The 23511-nt window shown below is 66.1% G+C and carries 18 protein-coding genes; 9 read left to right on the top strand and 9 right to left on the bottom strand.

The window, feature by feature from the left end:
* Positions 1-8 precede the first annotated feature (8 nt).
* The 8 genes from AKJ09_RS23085 to AKJ09_RS23050 all read left to right on the top strand — a co-directional run bounded on the left by AKJ09_RS23085 (position 9) and on the right by AKJ09_RS23050 (position 9634).
* On the top strand, positions 9-1235 hold the full coding sequence (locus AKJ09_RS23085) for a hypothetical protein (RefSeq protein ID WP_146649373.1): 1227 nt from the start codon (positions 9-11) through the stop codon (positions 1233-1235).
* Positions 1232-2449: a sialidase family protein gene (locus tag AKJ09_RS23080; protein ID WP_146649372.1), complete on the top strand. Its 1218-nt coding sequence runs from the start codon at positions 1232-1234 to the stop codon at positions 2447-2449. The genes AKJ09_RS23085 and AKJ09_RS23080 overlap by 4 nt, the downstream gene beginning before the upstream one ends.
* A gap of 19 nt (positions 2450-2468) precedes the next feature.
* Positions 2469-3767 (top strand): beta propeller repeat protein, encoded by a 1299-nt coding sequence (locus tag AKJ09_RS23075; RefSeq protein ID WP_146649371.1) that lies wholly within the window; start codon positions 2469-2471, stop codon positions 3765-3767.
* 18 nt (positions 3768-3785) lie between these two features.
* Entirely contained in the window at positions 3786-5147 is a 1362-nt protein-coding gene (locus tag AKJ09_RS23070) for an RCC1 domain-containing protein (protein WP_146649370.1), read from the top strand.
* A 19-nt stretch (positions 5148-5166) separates the two neighbouring features.
* On the top strand, positions 5167-6936 hold the full coding sequence (locus AKJ09_RS23065; protein WP_146649369.1) for an IgGFc-binding protein: 1770 nt from the start codon (positions 5167-5169) through the stop codon (positions 6934-6936).
* A 56-nt stretch (positions 6937-6992) separates the two neighbouring features.
* Positions 6993-7898 (top strand): hypothetical protein, encoded by a 906-nt coding sequence (locus AKJ09_RS23060; protein WP_146649368.1) that lies wholly within the window; start codon positions 6993-6995, stop codon positions 7896-7898.
* A 113-nt stretch (positions 7899-8011) separates the two neighbouring features.
* Positions 8012-8431, top strand: a complete 420-nt coding sequence (locus tag AKJ09_RS23055; protein ID WP_146649367.1) for a hypothetical protein — start codon at positions 8012-8014, stop codon at positions 8429-8431.
* A gap of 24 nt (positions 8432-8455) precedes the next feature.
* A complete protein-coding gene (locus AKJ09_RS23050; protein WP_146649366.1) occupies positions 8456-9634 on the top strand; it encodes a hypothetical protein in 1179 nt (392 codons plus the stop codon).
* A gap of 10 nt (positions 9635-9644) precedes the next feature.
* On the opposite strand, the gene AKJ09_RS23045 is transcribed toward AKJ09_RS23050, so the two are convergent.
* Positions 9645-10601: a helix-turn-helix transcriptional regulator gene (locus AKJ09_RS23045; protein WP_146649365.1), complete on the bottom strand. Its 957-nt coding sequence runs from the start codon at positions 10599-10601 to the stop codon at positions 9645-9647.
* Between the two features lie 87 nt (positions 10602-10688).
* Here AKJ09_RS23045 and AKJ09_RS23040 point away from each other — a divergent pair, with 87 nt between their 5' ends.
* Positions 10689-10988, top strand: a complete 300-nt coding sequence (locus tag AKJ09_RS23040; RefSeq protein WP_146649364.1) for a hypothetical protein — start codon at positions 10689-10691, stop codon at positions 10986-10988.
* Between the two features lie 13 nt (positions 10989-11001).
* Here the strand turns inward: AKJ09_RS23040 and AKJ09_RS23035 are convergent, their stop codons facing one another.
* The 8 genes from AKJ09_RS23035 to AKJ09_RS23000 form a co-directional block, all read right to left on the bottom strand.
* Complete coding sequence (locus AKJ09_RS23035) at positions 11002-12123, bottom strand: sigma-54 interaction domain-containing protein (protein WP_146649363.1); 1122 nt, start codon at positions 12121-12123, stop codon at positions 11002-11004.
* Between the two features lie 88 nt (positions 12124-12211).
* Positions 12212-14632: a di-heme oxidoredictase family protein gene (locus tag AKJ09_RS23030; RefSeq protein ID WP_146649362.1), complete on the bottom strand. Its 2421-nt coding sequence runs from the start codon at positions 14630-14632 to the stop codon at positions 12212-12214.
* A 273-nt stretch (positions 14633-14905) separates the two neighbouring features.
* The gene (locus tag AKJ09_RS23025; protein WP_146649361.1) at positions 14906-15760 is read right to left on the bottom strand and encodes a hypothetical protein; all 855 of its coding nucleotides are present in this window, start codon (positions 15758-15760) and stop codon (positions 14906-14908) included.
* Positions 15760-16821 carry a tetratricopeptide repeat protein gene (locus AKJ09_RS23020; RefSeq protein ID WP_146649360.1) on the bottom strand — a complete coding sequence of 354 codons (1062 nt, stop codon included), beginning with the start codon at positions 16819-16821 and terminating at the stop codon, positions 15760-15762. The genes AKJ09_RS23025 and AKJ09_RS23020 overlap by 1 nt, the downstream gene beginning before the upstream one ends.
* Positions 16822-16879: 58 nt before the next feature.
* Complete coding sequence (locus tag AKJ09_RS23015) at positions 16880-17353, bottom strand: hypothetical protein (protein ID WP_146649359.1); 474 nt, start codon at positions 17351-17353, stop codon at positions 16880-16882.
* Between the two features lie 131 nt (positions 17354-17484).
* Positions 17485-19179 (bottom strand): serine/threonine protein kinase, encoded by a 1695-nt coding sequence (locus AKJ09_RS23010; RefSeq protein ID WP_169927771.1) that lies wholly within the window; start codon positions 19177-19179, stop codon positions 17485-17487.
* 158 nt (positions 19180-19337) lie between these two features.
* A complete protein-coding gene (locus AKJ09_RS23005; protein ID WP_146649357.1) occupies positions 19338-22112 on the bottom strand; it encodes a YncE family protein in 2775 nt (924 codons plus the stop codon).
* A 496-nt stretch (positions 22113-22608) separates the two neighbouring features.
* Positions 22609-23385 carry a nuclear transport factor 2 family protein gene (locus AKJ09_RS23000; protein ID WP_205633782.1) on the bottom strand — a complete coding sequence of 259 codons (777 nt, stop codon included), beginning with the start codon at positions 23383-23385 and terminating at the stop codon, positions 22609-22611.
* Positions 23386-23511: the final 126 nt, after the last annotated feature.

The following is a 23511-nucleotide window of genomic DNA, read 5'->3' as shown; positions in this document are numbered from 1 at the left end:
ACGACGATATGCATCGAGCCAACGGCATTCTTCTCAGCGGGCTCGCGCTCGCTGGGATCATCTCGGCGTGCGCGGTCAGTCACGAGCCCATCGCGTTCGAACAGCCGGACGGCAGCACGCCGCCGCCGCCCACGTTCACGCCCTCCGGCGACGACGCAGGGGACGCCAGCCCCGACGTCACGAAGACTCCGCTGCTCTGCATCGCCACGGAGTGCCCGGCGCCGTTCGATACCTGCGGTGCCGGCTACCGGTGCAGCACGAACCTCTCGAACGACTCGAACAACTGCGGGGCCTGCGGGAAGGTGTGTCCGGACTCGTTCGGCTATCTGAACTTGACGTCCACCTGCGTGAACGGAACGTGCGAGACGGCGTGCACCAAGAAGCTCGCCGGCGGCAAGTTCTGGAACTATGCAGACTGCAATAGCGTCTTCGAAGACGGATGCGAGATCAACATCTCCACCGATCCGAACAACTGCGGCACGTGCGGGAACAAGTGCGCGGACGGCGTGGAGTGTATCGACGGCAAGTGCGGACTCCCTCCCGGACAGGCGGAATGCTGGGGGATGATCGTCGACCTCCAGAACGACGACTTCAACTGTGGAGAGTGCGACAACTACTGCGAACCACCGCCGGATGCCCCCGAGCTGGCGAACAACATGGTCTACGGCTGCGTCAAGGGCCAGTGCGGTCAGCCGAAGTGCGCGGACTGGGGCGCCGAGAAATGGGTGGACTGCGACAAGGACCCGAAGAACGGCTGCGAGGTCTACATCGGGCCGAGCAATGATCCCTCACTGATCGACCCGAACAACTGCGGTGCGTGCGGGAAGAAGTGTACGGGAGATCAGATTTGCGACCACCGCCAGCTCGCGCCGCATGCGTCATGCACCTGCGAGAACCCGCAGGAGACCCGGTGTGGAAGCTCCGCGACCTACGACCTCGGCTGCTTCGACCTGCTCAACGATCCGAACAACTGCGGGACCTGTTTCAACAAGTGCACCACCTTCGGACGCAATACCGCCGCGACGTGTCGGAAGGGTGACTGCGAGAACAGCTGCTTGCCGGGCTGGGGCGACTGCGACGGAAACCCGAAGAACGGCTGCGAGACCAACCTCATGGTCAGTGACGGCCACTGCGGCGCGTGCGGGAACCGTTGTGACACGCAAGCTGGTCAGCCCTGCGTCGAAGGCCAGTGCGCGATGAAGGAGTGCGATGCAGGGATCGAGGTGCCGCAATGATCGCTCCGTCGAAGAAGAGCCTCTTGACGAGCTCGGGCCTCGTCGGCCTTCTCATTCTCACCTCGGCGGTCGCGAGTTGCGCCGCGTCGGACGCAGGAACGGAGGCGCCCGAGCCGAGCCATCCTGTCCCCGACGCGCAAGCGGACCTCGACGCGGGCGCGGATGCATCGGCGACGGACGCCGGCTGTGACGGCGACGCGAACTGCACGACCCACGAGCTCACCTGCGCCGAGGCCGACTTCTGCGCCGTGCCCACCGGCGTCGATGACCGCTACGCGCTGCACGGCGTATGGGGCTCGTCGGCCAAGGACGTGTGGGCGGTAGGCTCGGGCGGCACGGTCGTCCACTGGGATGGCTCGGCGTGGAAGGGCATCCCCCTCGGGCGCAAAGACACGATTCGCGGCGTGGGCGGCCGCTCCGCGAACGACGTGTTCGTCGTCTCGGCGATGAACGTCGTCCTCCATAGTACGGGCTTTCAGAACGACAGCGCCACCTTCACCCTCGAGGCGCCCGTCGATCAGAACAACCCCCACAACGGCCAGGGATATACGCTGACGAAGGTCTGGGCGGCCCCCACGGGCGAGCTCTTCGTCGCGGGTCCAGCCACGTTCACGTCGCCTCCGAACAGCCTCTGGCGTCACCACCCGGAGGTCGCACCGAAAGACGGCGGAGCGTATCCCTGGGAGGCCGCGTCGACGTTCTGCACGGTGCAGCCGTGCTACAGCGTCAACGCCGTCTGGGGAACGAGCGCGAACGATATCTGGGTCGTCGGAAAAGAAGGCGGCCTCCGCCGTTCGAAGGGCCCCGTCGGCGGCGGCGGCGGCGCCGAGCAGTGGGACACCATCAGGACGACGCTCACGACCGTCGAGCTCAACGGGATCTGGGGAAGCAGCGCGTCGGACGTGTGGATCGTCGGCGAGGGCGGCACCATCCGCCACTGGTCGAACGACGGCACCGACCGCTGGGAGATCGTGGAGTCTCCCACGACGAAGACCCTGCGAGCGGTGTGGGGCACGAGCCCGACCGACGCGTGGGCCGTCGGCGATGAAGGGACAATCCTGCACTGGGACGGTACGGCGTGGAGCCTCGCTACCGCGACCTTGCCGCTCGGACCGAAGCCGCGCCTCTACAGTGTGTGGGGCAGCGGTCCGAAGGACGTGTGGGTCGTGGGCGAAGCCATCGCTCTCCACTTCACGGGAGCAAAGCCCCGATGACGACGAAGGCCAATTGACGATGACTGCCATCACGAACCGTCGGATCCTCTTCAGCGCGCTCCTCGCCTCTGCCCTCGCCGCGCCAGCGATCGCTTGCTCGACCGGCGACGACACGAACGTTACCAACGACGACGGACAGCCCGACGCGAGCGCACCCGACGCGCCCTCGATCCCCAAGGGCGGAGAGGACGCTTCTGTCCCCGATGCCGACGCAGGCATCGATGCGGCGGTACCTCCGCGCACGTGCTCCGAGGACGCGGTTTGCTACACAACGCTGCCTCCCAAGTCGTTCCTGAGGGACGTCTGGAGCGCCGGCGACGGCGTGATCTGGGCCGTCGGCTGGGCCGACCCGCTCCTCTACAACGCCGACGGCCTGATCCTTCGCTGGGACGGCACCGCCTGGACAGAACATTCCAGGATCCCGCTACGCCTCAACGCCATCTGGGGAAGCAGCGCGACGGACATCTGGGTCGGAGGTGACGGCGGACTCTTCCACGGGACGGGCCCGTCCTCGGCGGCGATCACCTGGACGAAGGTGCGGAGCGAGCCGATCGTCTCGATCTGGGGCTCGAGCGCGAACGACGTCTGGGCCGTCGGTCATACGCAGGACAAGCTGGACGGAAAGGTCCTCCACTACCGGGGACCGAGCGCGGAGGGCGATGGCTGGGAGATCGATCCGATCTCGTCGCGCCCAGCAGCGTTTCGCAAGGTCTGGGGCTCGAGCGCCTCGGACGTGTGGCTCGGCGCCAACGAGTTCTCCACGTGCGGGTATCCCCAATGCAACGGCACGCGTGCGTTCGCTCTGCACAGAGCTCCTGACGGTACGTGGAGCGAGGACGGGCTCCCGGACTTCGTCGGCATCACCGCTGTCCACCACGGCAGCGAGTTCTCCGGCGGCGGTTCGATCACGGAGGGCAGCGTCTGGATGATGGGCAGCCGGTCGCCGACGACGTACGAGCCCCCGGCGTACGGCCTCATCACCGACATCCTCTTCGTCGGCACGCGGAAGGCCGACGGCTCCGGCTACAGCTGGACCGACACGACGTTCGGGTCGTGCAGCGGCTACGACTGCAAGGGCGTCTGGTTCAATCGCGCGGTCTGGGGAAAGACGCCGAACGACGTCTACCTCGCAGGCGACAAGGGCCAGCTCCGACACTGGAACGGGACGAGCTTCACGTACGTCAAGACCAGGCTCGACAAGCTCCCCTTGATGACCTCGTTCTACGGGATGTGGGGTTCGTCGAGCACCGATCTCTGGATCGTCGGCGACGAGATCGCACTCCACAAAGTCGCCAAGAGCGATCCCACCAACCTCTGACGTGAGGGCGCAGGTTTCATGAACCGCCGAGAACGATTCTTCTTCATCGCCCTTGCGCCACTCGCGTCGGCGAGCCTGTTCCTCGCCTGTAGCGACGACGAGTCGGGGCGAGCCTTCACGGAGACGCTCGACGCCAGCGAAGACTCGCAGTCGAGCCATCCCGAAGCCGCAACGCCGATCGATGACGCTGGCGACGCCGGCGTGCCCGACGTACGCGTGCCGGTCGATGCGAGCGACGAGCCCGTGGTCTGCACTGCGAAACCGTGCGTCACACAGCTCGTGGGAGGCGCCAATCACTTCTGCGCGCTCCTCGACGACAAGACTGTCCGCTGTTGGGGATATGCGTATCGCGCGCTCGGCATCTTCGACGCGGGCGGCGCCCCGGATCCAGCGCAGCCGACCCCGATGTCGATGGGGCTTTCCGGCGTCGAGCAGATCAGCACAGGGGACATGACGACGTGTGCACGCCTGACCAACGGCACCGTGACGTGCTGGGGCTCGAACTCTGCGAACGAGCTGGGCCTCGATCCGCCGACGTCCGATTACGGGCCTCACGCCCCCGCGCTCGTCGCGTTCGACGGCGGCGTGCTCGACGGCGTCACACGAGTCGACGTCGGCAAGATGGGGGCGGTGTTCGTCAAGAAGTCCACCGGAGAGCTCTGGTCGTGGGGCGACAACGCCGAGGACGTGCTCGGCCGTAGGGGCGAGGGGCCGAATTACCTTGGCCCTGGCCAGGTGACGGAGCTCGCCAAGGAGAAGATCCGGCGCGCCGGGGGCGGCAGTGTCCGTCAGCAGTCCGGGGCCGGCTACGCCATCACCGAGGACGGTCGGCTGCTCACGTGGGGAACCTCGAAGCAGGCGGTCGCGTATCCAGGTCCGATACCTGTCGCCGTGGCTGGTTTCGAGAACGTGAGCAGCGCTTCGGGAGTCAGGGACAACCTCTGCGCCGTCGCCGATGGTCGGCTTTACTGCTGGGGCCTCAGTGGCGTCATGGCCTGCTCGGGGAGCACGGACTCCATCATGAGCCCGCTCGAGATCCGAACGAGCGGCGAGGCCCCGGCGCAGCAGGTCAGCGTCAACTACGGCAGCACCTGCGTGCGGCTGACCGACGGCACCATCGAGTGCTGCGGGAGCGACCAGTTTGGACAGCTCGGAACGGGCGCCGCCGACGCAGGACCTTCGCCCAAGTCGCCGCTCTTGACCAAGGCCACAGCGTTCACCGAGCACGCCGTTCACGTCGTCGCGAGCAACGCCGCAACGTGTGCACTCGTCCAGGGCGGAAGCGTGCAGTGCTGGGGCAGCAACCAGTTCGGTGAGCTCGGCCAGGGCACGCGAGACAAGGAGCGCCACCCCGCTCCCGTCACCGTCAAGTTCGACTGAACGATCGAAGAGAGTTGTCATGACCCGCTTGAGTTTCAGCGTCGCGTTCGTTTCGGTGTGCGCCATCGTCGGCGCGTCGGCCTCGTGCACGAGCGAGGGCCGTTCTTTCACCGAAGAGCAGCCAGATCGGCTCGGCTCGGATGCCGGCGTCGTCGACCCGCCGCCTTCTTGCCAAGGCCTGCGCTGCTCGCGTGACCTGAAGCGGGTGGTCGACGGGTGCACCGAGGCGGTCGTCGAAGAGTGCGGGCCGGAGAAGGGGTGTGCGAAGGGGGCGTGCGTCGACCCGTGTATCGCCGCGGAGGTCGCCAAGGGATCCGCCGGCTGCTCCTTCTTCACACTCCCCCCGGACGACCCCACCTATGGCGCCGGATCATGCTTCGCAGCGATGGTCGCGAACACGTGGGATCTTCCCGTGACCATCACGGCCGAATATGGCGCCGCGCCGCTCGATCTGAGTCAGTCGCTCTTCACGGCGGAGATGAACGGGACGGACGTAAAGTACACGAAGCTCGACGGCCCGCTCCCGCCGGGGCAGGTCGCGCTCGTGTTCCTTTCGGAGAGCCACCCCGCACAGAGCGCGTGTCCCGAGGGGATCGTCGGAGCGTTCAACGGCGACCCGATCGATCACGGGACCACGGTTACGAAGGCGTTCTCGATCAAGACGACCGCTCCCGTCAGCGCCTACTCGATCTTTCCGTATGGCGGAGCGAAGGCGTTCTTCCCTACGGCGACGCTCCTCTTGCCCTCGTCGTCGTGGACCACGAACTACGTCGCCGTGAACGGCTGGCCGATGACCCGCGACCGCTTCGGCGAACCGATCGGAGCTCCGACACTCCAAATCGTCGCCTCGTCGGACGACACCGAGGTGCGCATGCGGCCAACGGCCGACATCTACGACGGCGCGAATGTCGTCGGGGTCGCCGCCGGGAAGACCGCCGTCTGGAAGCTCGCACGCGGGCAGGTCCTCCAGATCACCCAGCCCGAGGAGCTCACCGGAAGCCCGATCGAGTCGACCAAGCCTATCGGCGTCTTCGGTGGAAGCAGGTGCACGCTCGTCCCCGGGCCCGTTCAGGCGTGCGATATCCTCCAGCAGCAGATCCCGCCACTGTCGCAATGGGGTTCCGAGTACGCGCTCGTCCCGTACCGTGACCGGTTCGGAGGTCAGTTCGAACGGCGCGAGGTCGTGCCGTACCGCATCGTCGGAGCCGTCGACGGCACCGTCCTCTCCTACGATCCGGAGAGGCCACGCGAGGCCCCTGCGACCCTTCGCGCAGGCGAGGTCGTATCGTTCACGACCGACCAGCTCCTCGTGGTGAAGAGCCAGGACGCCGACCACCCCTTCTATACGTCCGTGATGATGACGGGGGCGCTCTTCAACAGCGGCGCATCCGCTCCGAACGACGGAGATCCCGACTTCGTGAACGTCGTGCCGACCGATCAGTACCTCGATCGCTACGTGTTCTTTGCCGATTATGTCTACCCGGAGACGTCACTGACGCTCGTACGGCGGAAGACGGCGAAGGGCTTCATGCCGGTCGAGCTCGATTGCCTCGGCGAGGTAAATAGCTTCCGCCCGCTCGGCTCGGCCGGCGAATACGAATACGCCTGGGTCGATCTGACGAAGGGGTTCAACTCGGCAAGCGGCACATGCGGAGCCGGCCGCCGTGAGGCGAAGAGCGATGGGCCGTTCTCCGTCACCGTCTGGGGAATGGGCTACTGCGCAAGCTACGGCTACGCCGGCGGATCGGGCAGCCGCCCGATCACGAAGGTGGAAGTGACCGTGCATTGAACGTCGCTCTTGTTTAGGCGCGTGCAGCGATCGACGCAGCGTGCTTTTCTCCCCGCATGGGTGAGTACTTTCTCGTGTCGAACCCGGCGAAGCGTCAGTATTTCGAAGCAGGGCTCGGAGAGTACAGAAACAAGATTCACGGTCTACCGGGTGAGTTCGAGGCGCGCGCCGTCGTCCTGCTCGCGTGCCGCGCATCGTTCACTGCGGAACTGCCGTTCGCGGGGACGTGGGCGCAGGACCCCTTCCTCGTCGTCGGGGACCAGGAGACGCCCGATCCGCCGTTCGAAGAAGCACCGCTTCCCGTGGGGAAAGAGCAGCGGTTCTACGAGGCGAACAGCTACTTCGCATCGCTCGATGCCGCCGTGCTTGGTGCGATTCGCGGGATCTCCCGCGGCTGGGAACCGATACCGGGGGCCTGCACGAGCGCTCCGCCGGTAGCTCCCACCGATGCACCCATCGCGCGAGCGGCGTTCGCACGCGGGCACGAGCTCGTGATCGTGAACACGCGCAAGGCGGAGCTGCTGACGCCGGGTGCGTTCTGCGTGAGCGGCGACGTGATGGGGCCGACCTGCGCGAACGCCGCCATGGCGCTCGCGTTCCTCGTATGCCGGGCGAAGCGTCTCGACAGCTTCGATCTCGCCCAGTCATGGGCAGGCGATCCGATCGTTCTCTTGCGCCGCAATGCAGACGATCCGCGCGAAGCGGCGCGCACCGAAGACGCATGCGCCACGTGCGAAGACGTGAGTCTGCGCGCAATGGCGATGCTGGCGCGCGCGGACGATGACCACGTAGAAGCGTTGGTCACGCGTGCCGTGGCCGACGAGCGCGAGCTGATCCTGGTCGGGAACGTCGTGCGCACCGTCGGATCCACACCGCTCGCGGAGGGACTCGAGGCGCATCTCGGACGAGCGTGGGTGGAGCGGTATCACCGTGCGTTGACGACGGTGTCGGCTTCGGGGTGAGCCGCCGTCAGCGGATTTAGCGGCGTTTTCACGAGCTTGCACGTTGGCGGCCCACCGCAGGGAGAGCGGGCGGCCGTCTCCATCGAACAAGTCCTGCGCTATAGTTGCGGGCGATGGACGCCTTTGGGATCCTCTTCGTGCTCGTTGCCGTGGGGTTGCCGCTCGGCGTGACCGTCGGCTTCGTCGTCCTGGCCGTACGACACGGCATGAAGCGCGGGGCTCTGGATGCGCGGAATCGCGCGCTCCTCGCGAGCGGTGTCCCGGCAGAGGCGCGTGTGATCCGAATGGGGCCGCCGCCGGGCGTGCAGTTCGGCAACAAATCGGAAATGAACCTCGTCCTCGTCGTCGAGGTCCACCCCGGCAGGCAGCCTGGCTATCGCGATGCGGCGAGTCCCTTCCTCGCCGAGGTATTTGCCGTCATCCCGCGGTATGCGATGAGCAGCGTGCGGCCGGGAGGGACACTGGCCGTCCGCTTCGATCCGACGAACCCGATGAACGTCGCCATCGACCTCGGCGCCATGGGGTACACGTAGAGGAGCTGGTAGCATCGAGGCGCCATGCGACGAAAGACGAGCCTCGTCATCCTGGCTGCCGTCGCTGCGTGCATCGCGCTCGCGTTCGTCAGCAAACGCGAACGCGAGACTCTCGCCAACTCGTCGGCCGTTGCGGAAGATCTGGCGGTTCTCGCACAGAGTCTCGATGCGCCCCTCGAGGGACTCGGGCTCGCCTGGCTCCCCGATTCGGCGCTAGCGCTCAAACCGATCGCGGCGAACATCGGCCCCGACGGGGGCTGGCTCTCGGCTGGACGCGATGGTCCGTACTACGCGTTGAGGCGGCTCGACGCGGACGCGGGCGAACACTCGTCGACGTCGAGCTGGACGTTCACGGTCCAGCGGGGCGGCGGCGCCGAGCCCAAAGCGACGCACGTCACCCTACCGGTTGATCGCAAGATATCGATGGACGCGTTCATCGATCACGCGATGACCGTTTACGCGCGAAGGCTCACGAAAGAGCCAGAGGTGCTCGCCAATCATTTCTTGCGCGTCGAGTTCGCGTTTCGGTTTCGAGACCGTCAGGCAGCGCGAGCGCTCCTCGCAGACTCGGTCGCGCGTGCGCCGCAGCTGTCCGAACCTCGCATCGCCTTGGCACTCGTCGACGCCGCCGACGCCCGAACGGATGGCCTTCGCGACCTCGAACATTGGGCGGCGACCGCGCCGAGCTATCGGAGACGGACGGACGTAGCGCTGACGCATTGGATGCTTCATCACACCGACGAGGCCATCGCCGCGATGCGCGAAGCGATGACCCTGCCCCTCACCGCGGAGAAGCTCCAGAACCTCAACGCGTCCGCGCGGGCGATGCCCATCGCGGAGATGGCGCTCGCACAGCGACGCTACGAGGCCACCCATGACATCGCGGCGCGCCTGGAAGAAGGCGAACCCGACGCCTACACGCGCGAGCGTTTCGCCCACGATTGGCGCGCGCTCCGTGCCGCGGCACTCTATCACCAAGGCGATCACGCGGCGGCAGTGGCGCTCGTGGCCGACGGGCTCGTCGAGAGCGATCCGTTCTATCGAAGGGGCGACGACGCTCGACCGAAGCTGGCGCTCGCCATTCGTTCCAACGACAGCGACGCCGTCGAAGCGTGGAAACCGAACGGCAATGCCGACATCATCGGCACGCTCTTCAGTGGCGTGAACCTCGTTCAACGACTCGGACTCCCCCGTCCTGAGTGAACGTGAGCGATCACACACCAAGCTTCGCGAGCAGGCCGCCGCGGCCGCTCACCGAGAGCTTCGCGAACGCTGCACGCGTGTGAGCTTTGACCGTTTCGATGCCGACAACGAGCGTCGTCGCGATCTCCTTGTCCGACAACCCGCGAAGGATTGCGCGACAAACCTCTTGCTCGCGTGACGAGAGGCGGTGTTGCGTGAGAATGGCGTCGACGATCTGAGCGCGGCGCGCAGCGTCGACGATCACCACCGCTCCTTCGACTTCAGCGAGCGCGACGAGTCGGAGAGGACCACGACGCGAAGCGACGGCCGATTCGACGGTCACGCCGCGTGCGTTCGCCGCCGCCGCCAGCGACACGATCGCGTGGGGTGGACCGCCGTGCCGCTCGTCGACGGGGATCGCGTCGAGGAGTGTGTGCGCGGTCGACGTCGTCTTCCGGAGCATCCCGTCACGCCCGAACGTCAGCACGCCTGGCGCCACCGGCCCGGCCGCCCCATTCGGCGTATGCGCGCCCGCGCTTCGGAGCGCGACGGCGACATCCTTCACGAGCGACGCGATGATCCGCTTCTCGGCGGGCGTGAACCTCGTGGTGCGGAACAGGTGGAGGTACCCCCAGCATCGCCCATGCTCGACGAGCGCGGCGCGGAGCTCATCGACGTAACCACGCGGAAGAAAGATGGCACGCATACGCTCGCTACGTTCGGGATGCGCACCGATCGTCGCGACGTTGATGCGCGCCCGCGCGAGGTCGGCGAGGATGTTCACGTCCGTTCGCGCATGCTCGATCGCGAAGAGACGCGATGCTTCGGCGGCGTCGAGGCCGTCGCCAATCGAGCTCGTCACGTCGAGCGTGTGTGGATCCGCCGTGTTCACACAATACGCATCGAACGGCACCAACGCGAAGAGACGCGCTCGCAGCAGTCGACGGAAGGTATCGGCGTCGAGGCCGCGCCGACAGAGTTCACGCACGGCCTCCCGAGCACGATTCGCTCGCGGCGAGAGCCTCCCCCATCCTCGGGATGTCCCTCCCCTCGTCACGCAAGCGATGCTAGCGCGATGAGCCGAACCGATCTCGATGCATTCGCCGTCCGCTGGCTACAGTCCGTTTGCGACGGAACGCCGCTCGATCCCCTGCTTGGCGGCGCACTCGACCCTGCCGCGTTCGCCGAGCGGGCCGCAGCGGTGCGGACGAGGCTCGGCGGTCCTCTCGAGGGCACCGTCGACGAAATCGTCTGCGAGGGCGAGCGCATCGCATGGCGCTGGACCGTTCGCGGGCAAAACGGCACGGCCCGCGGAGTGAACTTCCAGGAGATCGCCGCCGGGCGCGCCATCGCGCACTGGACTCTGGCGATCTGAGCGTCGCCCGCCCTCAGCCCTCTTGAGGAATCTCGTCGTCGCGGTAGGCGTCCGCCTCGAGGCCGGCGCGACGGAGCGCGTCGTAGATCTCCTTGCGTGTCTTCTGCGCGAGCTTCGACGCGAGGGAGATGTTCCCACGCGCGATGCGCATGACACGGGCGTAGTAGTCCGCCTCGAAACGCGCTTTGGCGTCGCGATACGCGAGGATCGGCGCATCGTCGGCGTCCGAGCCAAAGCCATTCCCGAGCTGCAGATGTTCGGCTTCGATGACGTTCGCCGGGGCGCGAAGCACCGCGGCCTCGAGCACGTTGATGAGCTCACGCACGTTGCCGGGGAAGCTGTAGGCAAGCAGCGCGTGGATGGCGCCGGCGCTGAGGCGCGCGGGCGTCGGGCGATGTTCGCGCTCGGCGATGATGGAGAGGTGATGGGCGACGAGCGGAACGATGTCCTCGAGCCGTTCGCGGAGAGGATGGATATGGATCTGGCAGACGCGAAGTCGGTAATAGAGGTCCTGCCGGAAGTTGCCCTTGCGCACCTCTTCTTCGAGGTTGCGGTTGGTCGCGGTGACGACGCGCACGGCGACCTTGCGCGATTCGTTCGAACCAAGCGGAGTGACCTCGCCGCGCTCGAGCGCTCGAAGCAACTTCGGCTGCAACGTCCGCGGCATCTCGCCGATCTCGTCGAGGAAAAGCGTGCCGTTGTGCGCAGCCTCGTAGGCACCCACCCGGTTGGCGACCGCGCCGGTAAACGCGCCGCGCATGTACCCGAACAGCTCCGCTTCGAAGAGCGACTCCGGGATCGCCGCGCAGTTGAGCGCGATGAACCGCGCCCCCGCACGCGGGCTCGAGTAGTGGAGCGCACGGGCGACGAGCTCCTTGCCCGTCCCGCTCTCCCCCGTGACCGAGACCGACGCCGAGGAAGGCGCGACACGATCGAGTGCATCGAGCACACCGCGGATGGCCGCGCTGTGCCCGATGATCATGTCGGTCTTTCGACGCCACGTCGCCGCTCCCTTCGACGACGGAGGGGGCGAGGCCATGTCCGGTACCGACTCCGGTGGTGGAGTCGGTGTCAGGGCCGTTCGTTCGGGATTGGCACGCGCGACGACGTCGCTCCTGTTCTGCCGGTCTCGCATCGCGACTGCAGAGTCAAAGGTACGGCATCGTCTCCGCAGGGTCCATGATGGAAATCGGCGCGCCGCCGCGCTGTCTCGACTCGGAGGCTCAGAGGCAGCCGAGGAACGAGAGGAGCGCGTCGCGGTCCGCAGAGCTGAGCGCACCGAAGGCCGCGGCGCTAGCTGCGCCTTGGCCGCCGTGGGCGCGGATCGCGTCCGCGGGCGTAGCGGCGCGCCCGTCGTGGAGGAACTGCGAGCGCTCCGACAGCTTCACGAGGGTCATCGTGCGGAACTCGCTGCCGGTGGCCGAGCCCTGCACGAAGCCGTCCGCGAGGGCCGGCCCCATGTCGTGGAGCAGGAGGTCGGAGTAGAGGTACGCCGTGAACCCCGGGCCCGGGAACGACGCAGTGTGGCAACTGGAGCAGCCCGTGTTCTTGAAGACGGTCGCTCCCGGGGAGGTGAGGCAGGCCGCGGTCGGCGCGGGCGCGTCGATCGTCGACAGGAAGGCCGCCGTCGTCACGAGCGGAACGGCGTCGAGCTCGGGGTTTTGCTTGTTCGCGCCACAACCGTCGATCTGGTCCTCGCGAACGAGACCGTTCGTGAGGCCTTGCTCGTTGCGGAACGCATCCCCCATGAACTCGATCAGCGTGGCGACGTTCGCCTTCCATCCGAAGCGGCCGATGCGACCGTCGGGGAGGATGTTCGGACGACCGCGCACGGCCGCCGGCTGGAGAGCCTGATTCTTCAGGATCTCGGTCGGGAGGACGAAGTCGATGAGGCTCGTGCTGCGAAGCGTCATCGTGCTTCGCCGGGACGAGCTGGTCGCCTTCGCCGGCAGCCCCGTCTTGAGACCGCAGTGACCGCCGAGCTCCGTAATCGAGTGCGAGCGCGTGACCGGACCGCCCTTGGCGCCGCTGAAGAACGTGTCGAAAATCGAGCTGCTCATGCCGCCGACGAACGGCTCACCGTGGCAACCGTCGCAGCTGGTCGCGTTGAAGAGCGGACCGACGCCCTCCGCGATCGAGAAGTTCTTGGTGAAGAAGAAATCACCGAGCGCCTCGGTCGAAGTCGCGCCCGCCGCCGCGGCCTTCTTCATCAGGTCCGCCATGATCGGACCCGAGCCGAAGCCATCGAGCTTGACGACGATGCCGTCCGTGTTCGAAGTCTGCCCGGTTACCCAGATCGTCTTGCCGTCGGGCGACACGCCGAGACCGTTCGCGCGGAATCCCGGATACCCGTCGACGACGATCGATCGCTTGGCGACGAACCGGCCGTCCTGCGTGATCCGGACGATGCTGTTGTTGCCACGGTTCAGGACATAGAGGTCGGCGCCGACCGCGAGCGTCGTGTTGCTCGAGAAGTTCTCGGAGGCCACCTCGGGGACGGTCGGGGCGACGTCGATCGGGATGTCGAACGTGTCGTCGTCGCAATCCCTGCCACGGCGGTCGAGGGACCTCGGCGCCGAGGCCTTGAAGAGCGTCCCGTCGTCGGTGATGTCGAAGGCGACAACGCGGTTCTTCTGCGGATCGGCCACGTAGAGCACGCGGTTCGGTGCCCAGTTGAACGCAAGCCCCGCTCGCGCGACGACGCGCTTGTCGTTCGAGTTGGCGCGGCTCGGTGTGAGCTGGGACAGCGGCGAGATCGTGCCCGCCGGGACCAGGCCATCGACGCCCTTGGCGACGTGGACTTGAACGATGCTTCCGTCGGCTTCGACGGCAGCAAACACTGCTTTTCCGCCACCGTCGGACGACTTGGTGATGATCGCGGTTCCGATCGCGCCCGACGTCAGGCCATGCGTCGATTGCGCATTGCGGTTCGTCACGTTGCCGGAAAAGACACCGCCCGCGGTCGGGAACGGCGCGCCAGCGAGCGGTGCACCGTTCGGATCGACGACCGTGATCGTACCGTCACCGTTGGCGCCCGTCGGCGCGTTGGAGATCCACGGCCGGCCGTTGCCGTTGTTGATCGAGATGCCGGTGGGAAGACTGACGGTCACCTCGTTCGGGGTCACAGCCTGCGGCTCATAGCGGCTGTTGAGGAACGAGCTGTTGTTGGAGGCGTAGACCTGCACCCGGCCGCCGACCGCGGAGGCCTGATCGCCGGCAACGGCGAAGCCTCCAGGGACGGCGACGGAGCTCCCCGAAGGATCGATCGACAAGACCGTACCTGCGTACTGGTCGGGCCGGCCGAGCGGAGCGCCGAAGTTCGACGTGCTCGCGACGAGCAGACGATCCTTGTTGAGGACGGCGCCGGGAACGGTGAACGCCGCAAAGTCCGCTCGATCGTGAATGGGGCTGCTCCGACGGAAGGGCGCGACCTGGCAGACCGCGCCAGCCCCCGGGATGCCCGTCGCGATCACCTGCGCGTGGACCCTCTGATCACGACCGCGCTCCCCCTGGTCGTCATCGTCGCCACGGACGGCGGACGCGTTGGTGTCGGTGCTCTCCTCCCCGTCCGGCACGTAAGCCGAGCACGCACCGACGAGAATGGCAGCCGTGATCGAGAAAACCGAGCCGTTCTTGAGCCGCATGGGGTCTTGTTACGCACGCCCCGTTCCACGGATGAGATCGCAATCCTTCTCGAACCTTACGCGCTCGCGCATGTATGAAAAACCATCCACGCGACTCACAAGTATCGAGAATCACACAACAAATTTCCAATCCGTGTCACCCAAGCTCATCCAAGCGGACTTTTCGGTGGAAATCCGAGTAGTTAGCTCCGAGAGAGCGGGGACATTGGATGGAATTGCAGTCACATCCGCATAGGGATAGCGCGCCTCATCGGCGCATGCTCCCTCGAAGCCTCAGGGGTCGCCCGTCTCGATCGGAGTCTGCGGGAGCGACTTCAGATCGAAGTCGCTCGCGATGCCGTTCGAGGTCGAGACGAGGTCGACCTTCCACGAGGGATCGCCGGCGCTGAACTTCCCGTCGCCGTTCGCGTCGACGTAAGTCGAGACCTCATAGGGCGTCTGCTCGTCGAGGATGCCGAGGATTTGCGCGGGGTACGTGTCGACCGCGCTACCCTGCCGGTGAAGCCCGACGAGACGGCCGCTCTCCTTCTCGACCACCCGCACCTCGATCACCTTCCCGACGTATGCCGTCGCGCCGACGATGTTCAGGTTGAACGGCAACAAGGTGTCCTCACCCGAGATCTTCTTTCCCGTGAGGTCGGTGAAGATGTCGACGAACGCCGTGTCGTGGAGGAAGTTCACCTCGTAGCGATTGTCGATGAAGCGAACGTCCTCCGGCAGCGGGTCGGCGAGGACACGCCGCCACGCGTGATCCTTCTCGTTGATGCCTCCCTCGATCCCGTCGTACTTGCCGGAGTTGTTGTGGTCCGCCCAGAAGTCGAGCCGGTAGGGAGGGTTCGTCTTCGGCACGACGCCCTTCATGTAAAGCGAGAAATCCGGCTGCGCGAGGTGAGTGCAGACCGCCTTCGCCTGGACGCGATCAGCGCGATCGACCACGCGAATCTCGAAGTACTCGCCCAAGTGCGACGTCATGCTCCTCGCCGAGAAGCGAACGTCGTAGAACTGAGCCATCGAGGCGGACGCCGTACGCTCGGATTGGTGGAACCGCTCGAGGTCCAGGGCCGCCGTGCACGAAGGCAACGTGACGGAAAGAAGGGCGATCGAAAGAAGAGAGCCGAACCGGTACATCAGAAGCCTCGCTGAAGGTGCAGCCCACAGCCATCGCGCGTGCACATCGCGCTCGAGATCCAGGTCGGCGCCTTCCCGCTTGTCTTGGGAGAATCCCCCTTCGGCAAGAGCACGTACCAAATCGCGGCTCCGGCGAGCAGGACCCCGCCGCCGATCAGGGACACGTCGGCGACCGTGCCAAACGTCTTGGCCGACGAGCGCTCGGAAGCGAGGTCGTACGTGCTCGGGCAAAGATCGCTCGGGCAATTCCGCTCGATCTCGCTCGTCTTGCTGCGCGCCATGAGCCCCGTCACCACGCCCGTACCGATCGCCGCGAGGCCCGCCACTCCGAGGATCACCGGACCGGCTAGCGAGGGGGACTTGCCGACCACGCTCGCACTCGATGAATCGGGCCGCGGTTGCGTCGGCGGCGCGAACGTGAAGTCGTGCGAAACCATCGAGCCCGGCTCGACCGTCACGTCGAACGGTATCGACTCGCCTTCCGGCCCCTTCACCTTGAACGTGTGTCGCCCAGAACGAAGACGGATCGTCGTCTCGGTTCCCTCGAAGGCGTAGGCGTTTTCGATCGCGTCACCCCGCGTCTGGGTCCGACGGTCGAGCAGAGAGAAGGCATTCCCGGTCGACTTCACGACGACCCGGAGACGCCCTACCGTCGACGTCAGCGTGACGAGATCGCGCTGGATCTGCGCCCGCTCGCGGTCTTCAATTTCGGGGACCTCGCGCAGATACGCCGAGTATGCGTCGATCGCTTCGCCGTCGCGCTCGAGATGCATCGCGCAGAAGCCGATGTTCCCGAGGACCTTCGGCGAGCGCGAGAGCTCGTACGCCTTCTTGAACGCGTGATGGGCCTCTTCGTATTTGGCGCCGTCGGGATCGTCGAGCAGGCTCACGCCCGCCTCGAACTGCCGGCGCGCCTCCGCCATTCGCTCGTCGTTCGCCGCCACGTCGGCCGTCCGGGCCTCGTCTGCGTGGGCAGCCACGGTGGCGGTGGTCAGGGCGAGCAGAACGGCGCCAGCGCAGATCTTCGTCTTGTCGCTCGGTCGCATGGTGGGTGTCATCATCGACGTTCCCTCCCCTGCGCTGCAACAACTTACCGCCCGCAAAAAACGGGCTGGTCACTCACTCGTCCGGGGCATCCGACGATGCGTCGGCGCCCGAATCGACCACGACGTCGGCGTCGGCGCGTGCATCGCTGCTGGAATCCAGGCGCCCCGAGTCGGGTGTGTTCGGACTCGTCGTGCACGCTCGCGGGGACACGCTCGGCGCTCCGGCCCGCAACCAGTCGAGGAGTATTTCGCGATCGCCATCCTCGATCGTCACGGGACGGAGAGGCATCCGTCCGGATTCGAGCTGAGCTATCATCAGCTCACGCGTGACGCTCTTCGAACGTTCGGCGAGAACGTCCGAGCGATTCACGAGTGGGAATGGCGCGCCGTTCTGCGTCGGCAGCGAGTGGCATTGCTGGCAGACCGTCTCGAGCACATGCCGAGGCTCGCACGGAATCTCGTCGGCATCGTTGGCGCCAGCGGCGTCGACGTCCTCGACGTGCGGGATCGTGCCCGACGTCGTCGAGCACGCAATCACTCCCACCACGGCCCCCACAATCCCCAAAAGCCAAGAGCTCTAGCTCGCATCAAGCCTCAACGGAGCTCGGAGAGAGCTCCTCGTCAATCATCACGATACGATGGGCATCGCGATGGGTCAGCTCGCGGTCAGCTCGCGTCTCACAGCTCGCGTCGGAACGTCCTGCCTTTGCTCGTCTCCGTAGGCGCCGCCGGTGCCGGTGCCGGTGCCGCGCTCTGCGGTGCGGGCGGCGCGGCCGGCGCTGCTGTCGGCGTCGCGACGGCTGCCGCGGTCTTCGCTGCCGGCGTCGACGCGCGCGGATGACCGGCAACGGCACGCACCTGCGGTGCGGGCGCATTCTTGGCCGTGGCCGTCGTTCCCGTTCCCGTTGCCGTCGGTTCGGGCGTCCCCGGCTCGGGCGTCGCCGTCGCCGTCGCCGTCGCCGTCGTCGGCTCGGTTGCAACCGTACCGGCAGGAGCAGCGGATGCCGTCGTGGCCTCGGCTCGCGCAGGCGCAGGCGCAGGCGCGGGGCTTCGGTGAAGGAACACCGCTGCCGCGCCGGTGACCCCGACCAGGACGACCGCGATGGCCACGACGATCGAGGCGCGCGAACGCCGTCCGTCCTTTCGAATGTTGGCCGTGATCGAAGGATCGTTCACCGATGGAGCGGCGACGACGTTCGCGGGAAGCGTGTCGGAGCCTTCGGAGAGGCGGACGCTCAAGCCGAGCGGCGCGGGGCGCGGAATCGACACCGGCGGGTACAAGTCGGACGATGGCGGCGGCGGGACGCTGTCGACTTTCAGCGCGGGATCGACCTGACCCGCTCCTTGAAGGACGGCAACCGCGCGCTCGACGTTCAAGCGCGAACGCTTCGGCCCGAACGGCATCAGCGCGAGCGCCAGCTCGGCGACGTTCTGGTACCGCCGATTCACGTCCTTCTCGAGGCAGCGACTGACGACCTCGACGAGACCGGACGGCAGATCGTGACGATACACCTCGATCGGCTTCGGCTGCGTCTCCAGGATCGCGGCGCAGATCTGCGGGATCGACGCTCCTTCGAACGCCGTCGTCCCAGTGAGGATCTCGTAGAGAACCATGCCGAACGACCAGATGTCCGAACGCATGTCGACGACGTCCGTGCAGCGGACCTGCTCCGGCGACATATAGAGCGGCGTTCCCATCAGGTTGACGGTCTGGACGATCGGGAGCTCGTTCCCGAAGATCGATCCGGTCAGCGCCGCCTTCGAGATACCGAAGTCGAGCACCTTGATGATCGGCATCCCACCCGCACGCTCGGCGAGGAAAAGGTTCTCCGGCTTGATGTCGCGATGGACGATCCGCTTCGAATGCGCAACGGCGAGGGCCTCGCAGAGCTGCAGCGCGTACTCGACCGCCGCGCGCGGCTGCATCGGCCCCGACTCCTCGACGATCGCGCCGAGGTGCTTGCCGGCGAGGTACTCCATCACGATGTACGGCAGACCATCTCTGCCGGTGCCGACGTCGTAGACGGTCGCGACGTACTCGCTCCGGATCGCCGCCGCAGCCTTCGCTTCGCGAGCGAAGCGCGCGACCATCTTGTTGTCGACAGCGACCTCCGGGCGCATCACCTTGAGCGCGACTTTCTCGTCGAGCTCGAGGTTCGTCGCCTCATACACGAGACCGAACGCTCCCGAGCCGATCAGCTCCCCGACCAGATATTTGCCGTCGAGGATCGCTCCGGGCGTGATCCCACCGACGAGCTGTTGGCCGTCCTTTGCTTGGACGATGCCGCTGTCGATGACACCACTACGAACGCTCTCTTCGGGTTTCTCTTTCTTCAAGAGATCCATCTTCAGGCGGGCGCTGCGATCTTCCATCTTCGACCACTCTCGCGGTTGGGTTCTTGATCTCAGCAGGCTCTGCGGCATCGCGCAACCGAGGCGACGTCGTTTTTAAAGGAGCATGGATGCTCTCCGCCTACTCTGTCCTCGGATCGGGTGCTTGCTGCCGCGACGTGTCGAATCCGACATTTCCCTCAAGGGGCCGAGCAGAAATCGCCCCCATTCGGGCCTAGGGCAGGCACCTTCATGGCAGTCGTCTCCTCGTCGATCGAGAGAAGGAACTCGACGAGCGCCGCACGCTTGGTCGCGGCATCGGCGCCTTTGAGGAAGGTCCCGTTCAGCGCACCGTGGTGAGCCAAGAAGGTGTCGGACAGGGCAGCCTCGAGCGTCCGGGCGTTGCCAGCGTGGAAGTAGGGGGCATTGACTCCCATTCCGAGAAGGCTCGGCACGTTGAAGCCCGTGCCCGAGGCCTCGTTCCCCTGCGCCGGCGTGGCCATGTCGCGGCGAAGCTCGGAGACGCCGACGCCCGGCTCGGCCACGTTGAAGGTGCCGACGGGCCTGAGGAGGCAGACCATTTGATCGAGCGCTGCCGGGTTCCCGCCGCTGTATCGCATCGTCTGGAGGGCAGCATTGCCAGCGTCGACCGGCAAGAGCGCGGGGGGAAACCCGCTGCTCTCGGCCGCCGACCATGAGCGGGACTTCAAGGCCTTGTTCACGTTCGTCGGCGAAGCAAGGTTCGCATCGGGCGTGTAGAACACACGCGATAGCGTCCACTTGTCGCCGCCGTGGCACCCCTGGCATTTGCCTTCCTCGAACAAGGTCTGCCCCGTGGAGACCGTCGCCGGATCGAGGTTCGACGGCTTTCGAGGCGTACGAATCGACTTGATGAACGTGCTGACCCTGCTCCAGTCGTCGAGGACGCAGACCTCTCCGACGAGGGTCGACGGGCTCTGCGGATTCGCGGCCGCCGCCATCGATCCGTTCAGCCCGGCCTGCCCGTGCGCGTCAGCCGCAATGCGGGCGTCGAGCGTCAGATCGAAGCTCTTGACCACCGCGCCCACGCCACCAAGCGTGACCCGAAGCGCTCCGTACTCGTGATCTTCGATCTCGTCCGCGTTCGCTTGCCAGTTGTGGAAGCGGATGTCGGACGGGTTCTTCTTGTTCACCGTCTGATCGAGGCTGGGTGTCTGCCGCGCGCCACGCAGGTGAAACCACGTCACCTGATCGGACAGTCCGTCGACGTGACACGACTCGCATGCGCCCCAGCCCTGTCCCTGGAAAGACCAGCGGCCGAGCCCGGTGCCGAAGAGGCGCTTGCCCTCGAGCTTCGCCTGATCCTCCGTCGTCGTCGGCATCGGGCTCGAGGACACGACCGCCGCCTGATCGGGCAGGCCGGCAAGGCTATCGGTCTTCAGGTCCAGGACCGAGACGTTTCGGGTCGCCTCGTTCAAGACGAAGCCGAACCGGCTCGGAGAATCGACCTTGGCCCGATGCGCGATCGCGATCGCGATCGGCAGCTTGCCTTGCTTGGCCGCGTCGAGCGTGCCGAGATCGAGCTGGATGAACGGCCGATCGGCGGAGCCGACCGAATCGACCGCCTTCGTCTCGTACGTCGCATTGAAGTCGACGCGGAAGACCGCGTCCGCACCCTTCGCCGGCATGTACGCCGTCAGCGTCCCCGGCACGAACGCGAGGTCCGAGGGATTGAGGGGGAAGCGGCGCTCAGACGTATCCGGGATGCCCTTCGCGGCGTAGAGCTTGTCGAACTCGCTGTTCAGAGGAACGGAGGCGATGACCTTGTTCGCCCCCACGTCGATGACGCTGACCGCCGGGGTCTGCACCGACTTTGCGTTCCAGAGATTCAGCTTGCACGTGTTGTTGACGCACTCGCCCCCGAGGCCGCATTGCGCCGCCGTCGTGCAGTTCGTCTGGCACGTACCCGCACTGCACGAGCCCGCCTGGGCCCCCGGGCAGGTCGAATCGTCCGAGCATGACGCCTTCGCCGGCCCACTGAAATCGCCCATCTTGCCCTTGGGCGACGCGCAGATCGAAAGGACGTGCACGAAGCTTCCGGTCGAGTCGATCGCCTGGAGCTGATTCGGATAGCAGCCCGCGACGCCGTCGGTCACGTCGTGGATGCCGATGTCCGCGATCGGCGGAAGCGGGATCGTCGAAACACTCTTGTCCTGGAGTCGGATGCGGTAGACGAGCCCTTGCCGCGCGATGTCGGCGTTCGATCCGTCCGCCGCGAGCGGCTCCTTCTGCTGCGCGAAATACTCGGTGACGAAGATCGACTCGTCGATCTCGATGTCATCCTTGTTGTTCGTGATGACGAGCGAGCGCGGGTGCGCGAGCGCGGGTCGCGCGACGGCATTCTGACCGAGCACACCGGTCCCGACGAGCGCGCCGTTCAGATCGACCGTGCTTTGCACTGTCATCGTCTCGGGGTCGATCTCGCTCACCGTACCGTCCATCCAGTTCGTCACCCACGCGGCGGTCGCCTTCGGGGTGAGCGCGATTCCGGTCGGCTCCGAGCCGACGGCCACCTCGGGCCCCTTTGCCGGCGCCGACCTGAGGTTGTCGACCCGGACCACCTTCTGGTCCTTCCGACAGACGACGAACGCGCGATCGCCGCTCGGTGCAAGCGCCACTTGCCAGGGCTCGGCGCAGGTCGGCACCTCCGCCGTCTTTTTCAGGGTGGGCGGTGCCCCCTCGGGGTACTCGATCGCGAAGACGCTGACGGTCCCGACGTCACGGTTCACGGCGACGAGCACGGTGTCGTCCTCCGAGACGTCGAGCCCCGCTCCGCGACTCGGGCGGGTGAGTTTGGTCGCGACGACCGGGTGAGAAGCGCCGTCCCCGTCCCCGCCGTCGCCGTCGTCCGTGCGAGCGGCCGCGGATCCCGGATCGTCGTCACTGCACGCAAACACCCCAACGCTCGCGATGACGAGAGTGATCGCCGCCCCCAACGATCTCGTCCGCCAGCTCCCATTCCGAGTCCGCCGCCTCATCATCCCGTGCTCCTTCGAAGCCCGTGCGCTTCCTCTTTCCAGGAGGGCCGTACAGAAGCATCACGTCTACAGCTCATCCCGGTCAATCGCTTCCATGACAAAATGCAGCACTTGGTGGGCCACCGCCCCGCCCTGTGCCACCTTTCGGCCGGAACGAACGCGATGACGCGAGCCGCCGTCACTCGACGGCGGCCTGGTCACGCAATTGTCCAGCGTAGTCCAGCATCACTGGACGGTGCACCACGGCTTGCGCGAGGGATTCGCTCGGAAAGACACGTTGGCAGATGCGCGCGTGCATCGCCTCGAGCTCCGGTCGCGGCGACGGTGGCACTTCGACAAACCGCAGCGCCCCCCGCTTCGTCTTCGATGTAGACGGTCGTCCACGCAAAGCTTACGGAAGTGGACGTGCCGCTCGATCCCCTGCTCCGCGGCGCACGATGAGAAAGCCGACCGCTCAGAATTTGCCGTTGGCGTTCTTCCAAGTCTCTCTGGGCGAGATCGTTTCGATCGTGTCCCAGTGCTCCGCGATCCTCCCGTTCGCCACGCGGAACAGGTCGTAGAAGGAGCTCGGTTTTCCAGCGAAGGTGCCCTCGCTTACGACGAGAACGAAGCTTCCCTCCCCTAGCACGCGATGAATGCGGTCGTACTTCATCGTGATGCCCTTCGCGGCCATGGCCTTGAGTGCCGCTCCGAGGCCGGAAAGCCCGTCGGCGATCTGCGGGTTGTGCTGGACGTATTTGTCTCCGTCGAAGTACCCCGTGAGCTTATCCATCTTGCCGTTCACGAGGATGTCGTCGACGAACGAACGAACGAGCGCCTTGTTCGTCTCTGTCTTCTCGAGTTCTTCCGCCGCCGTGGGGCCGTCGGTCATCGAGTGGCCACTCGGATTCGGGCTGCCCGGCTTCTCTTGAAGATTGTCCCAATGCTCGACGATCTTTCCCTGCTCGAAACGGAAGATATCGAATCCAATCTTCGGACCGAAGAAGTCGTAATCCGTGTGCGCGAACACGAAGTCGCCGTCCTGAAAAACGCGGACAGTATTGACTCGCGCAGAGCCCTTCGGAAGCTGCGCGAGCAACTCGCCGAAGCCCGCCAAGCCATCCTTCACGCCGAGGTTGTGCTGGATGTACTTGTGCGAGTCGATGATGCTGGCGGGGCCGCTCTCGCCCGTCTCGATTGACTTCAAGAGGTCACGGACCTCCTGCTTCATGGTCGCGTTCGTGGTCGTCATAGCGCTCTCCGGCGTATTCGCATTTTCTTGGACGGACGACCCTCCGCACCCAACGAGGGCGGCGAGAGCTAGCCATCCAGAAAGAAGCAGCGTGCGTTTCATGAACGGAGGATGGCCTCACCCACG

Source organism: Labilithrix luteola (assembly GCF_001263205.1).
Lineage (GTDB): Bacteria > Myxococcota_A > Polyangia > Polyangiales > Polyangiaceae > Labilithrix > Labilithrix luteola.
This window is presented reverse-complemented; position numbering and strand designations above follow the sequence as displayed.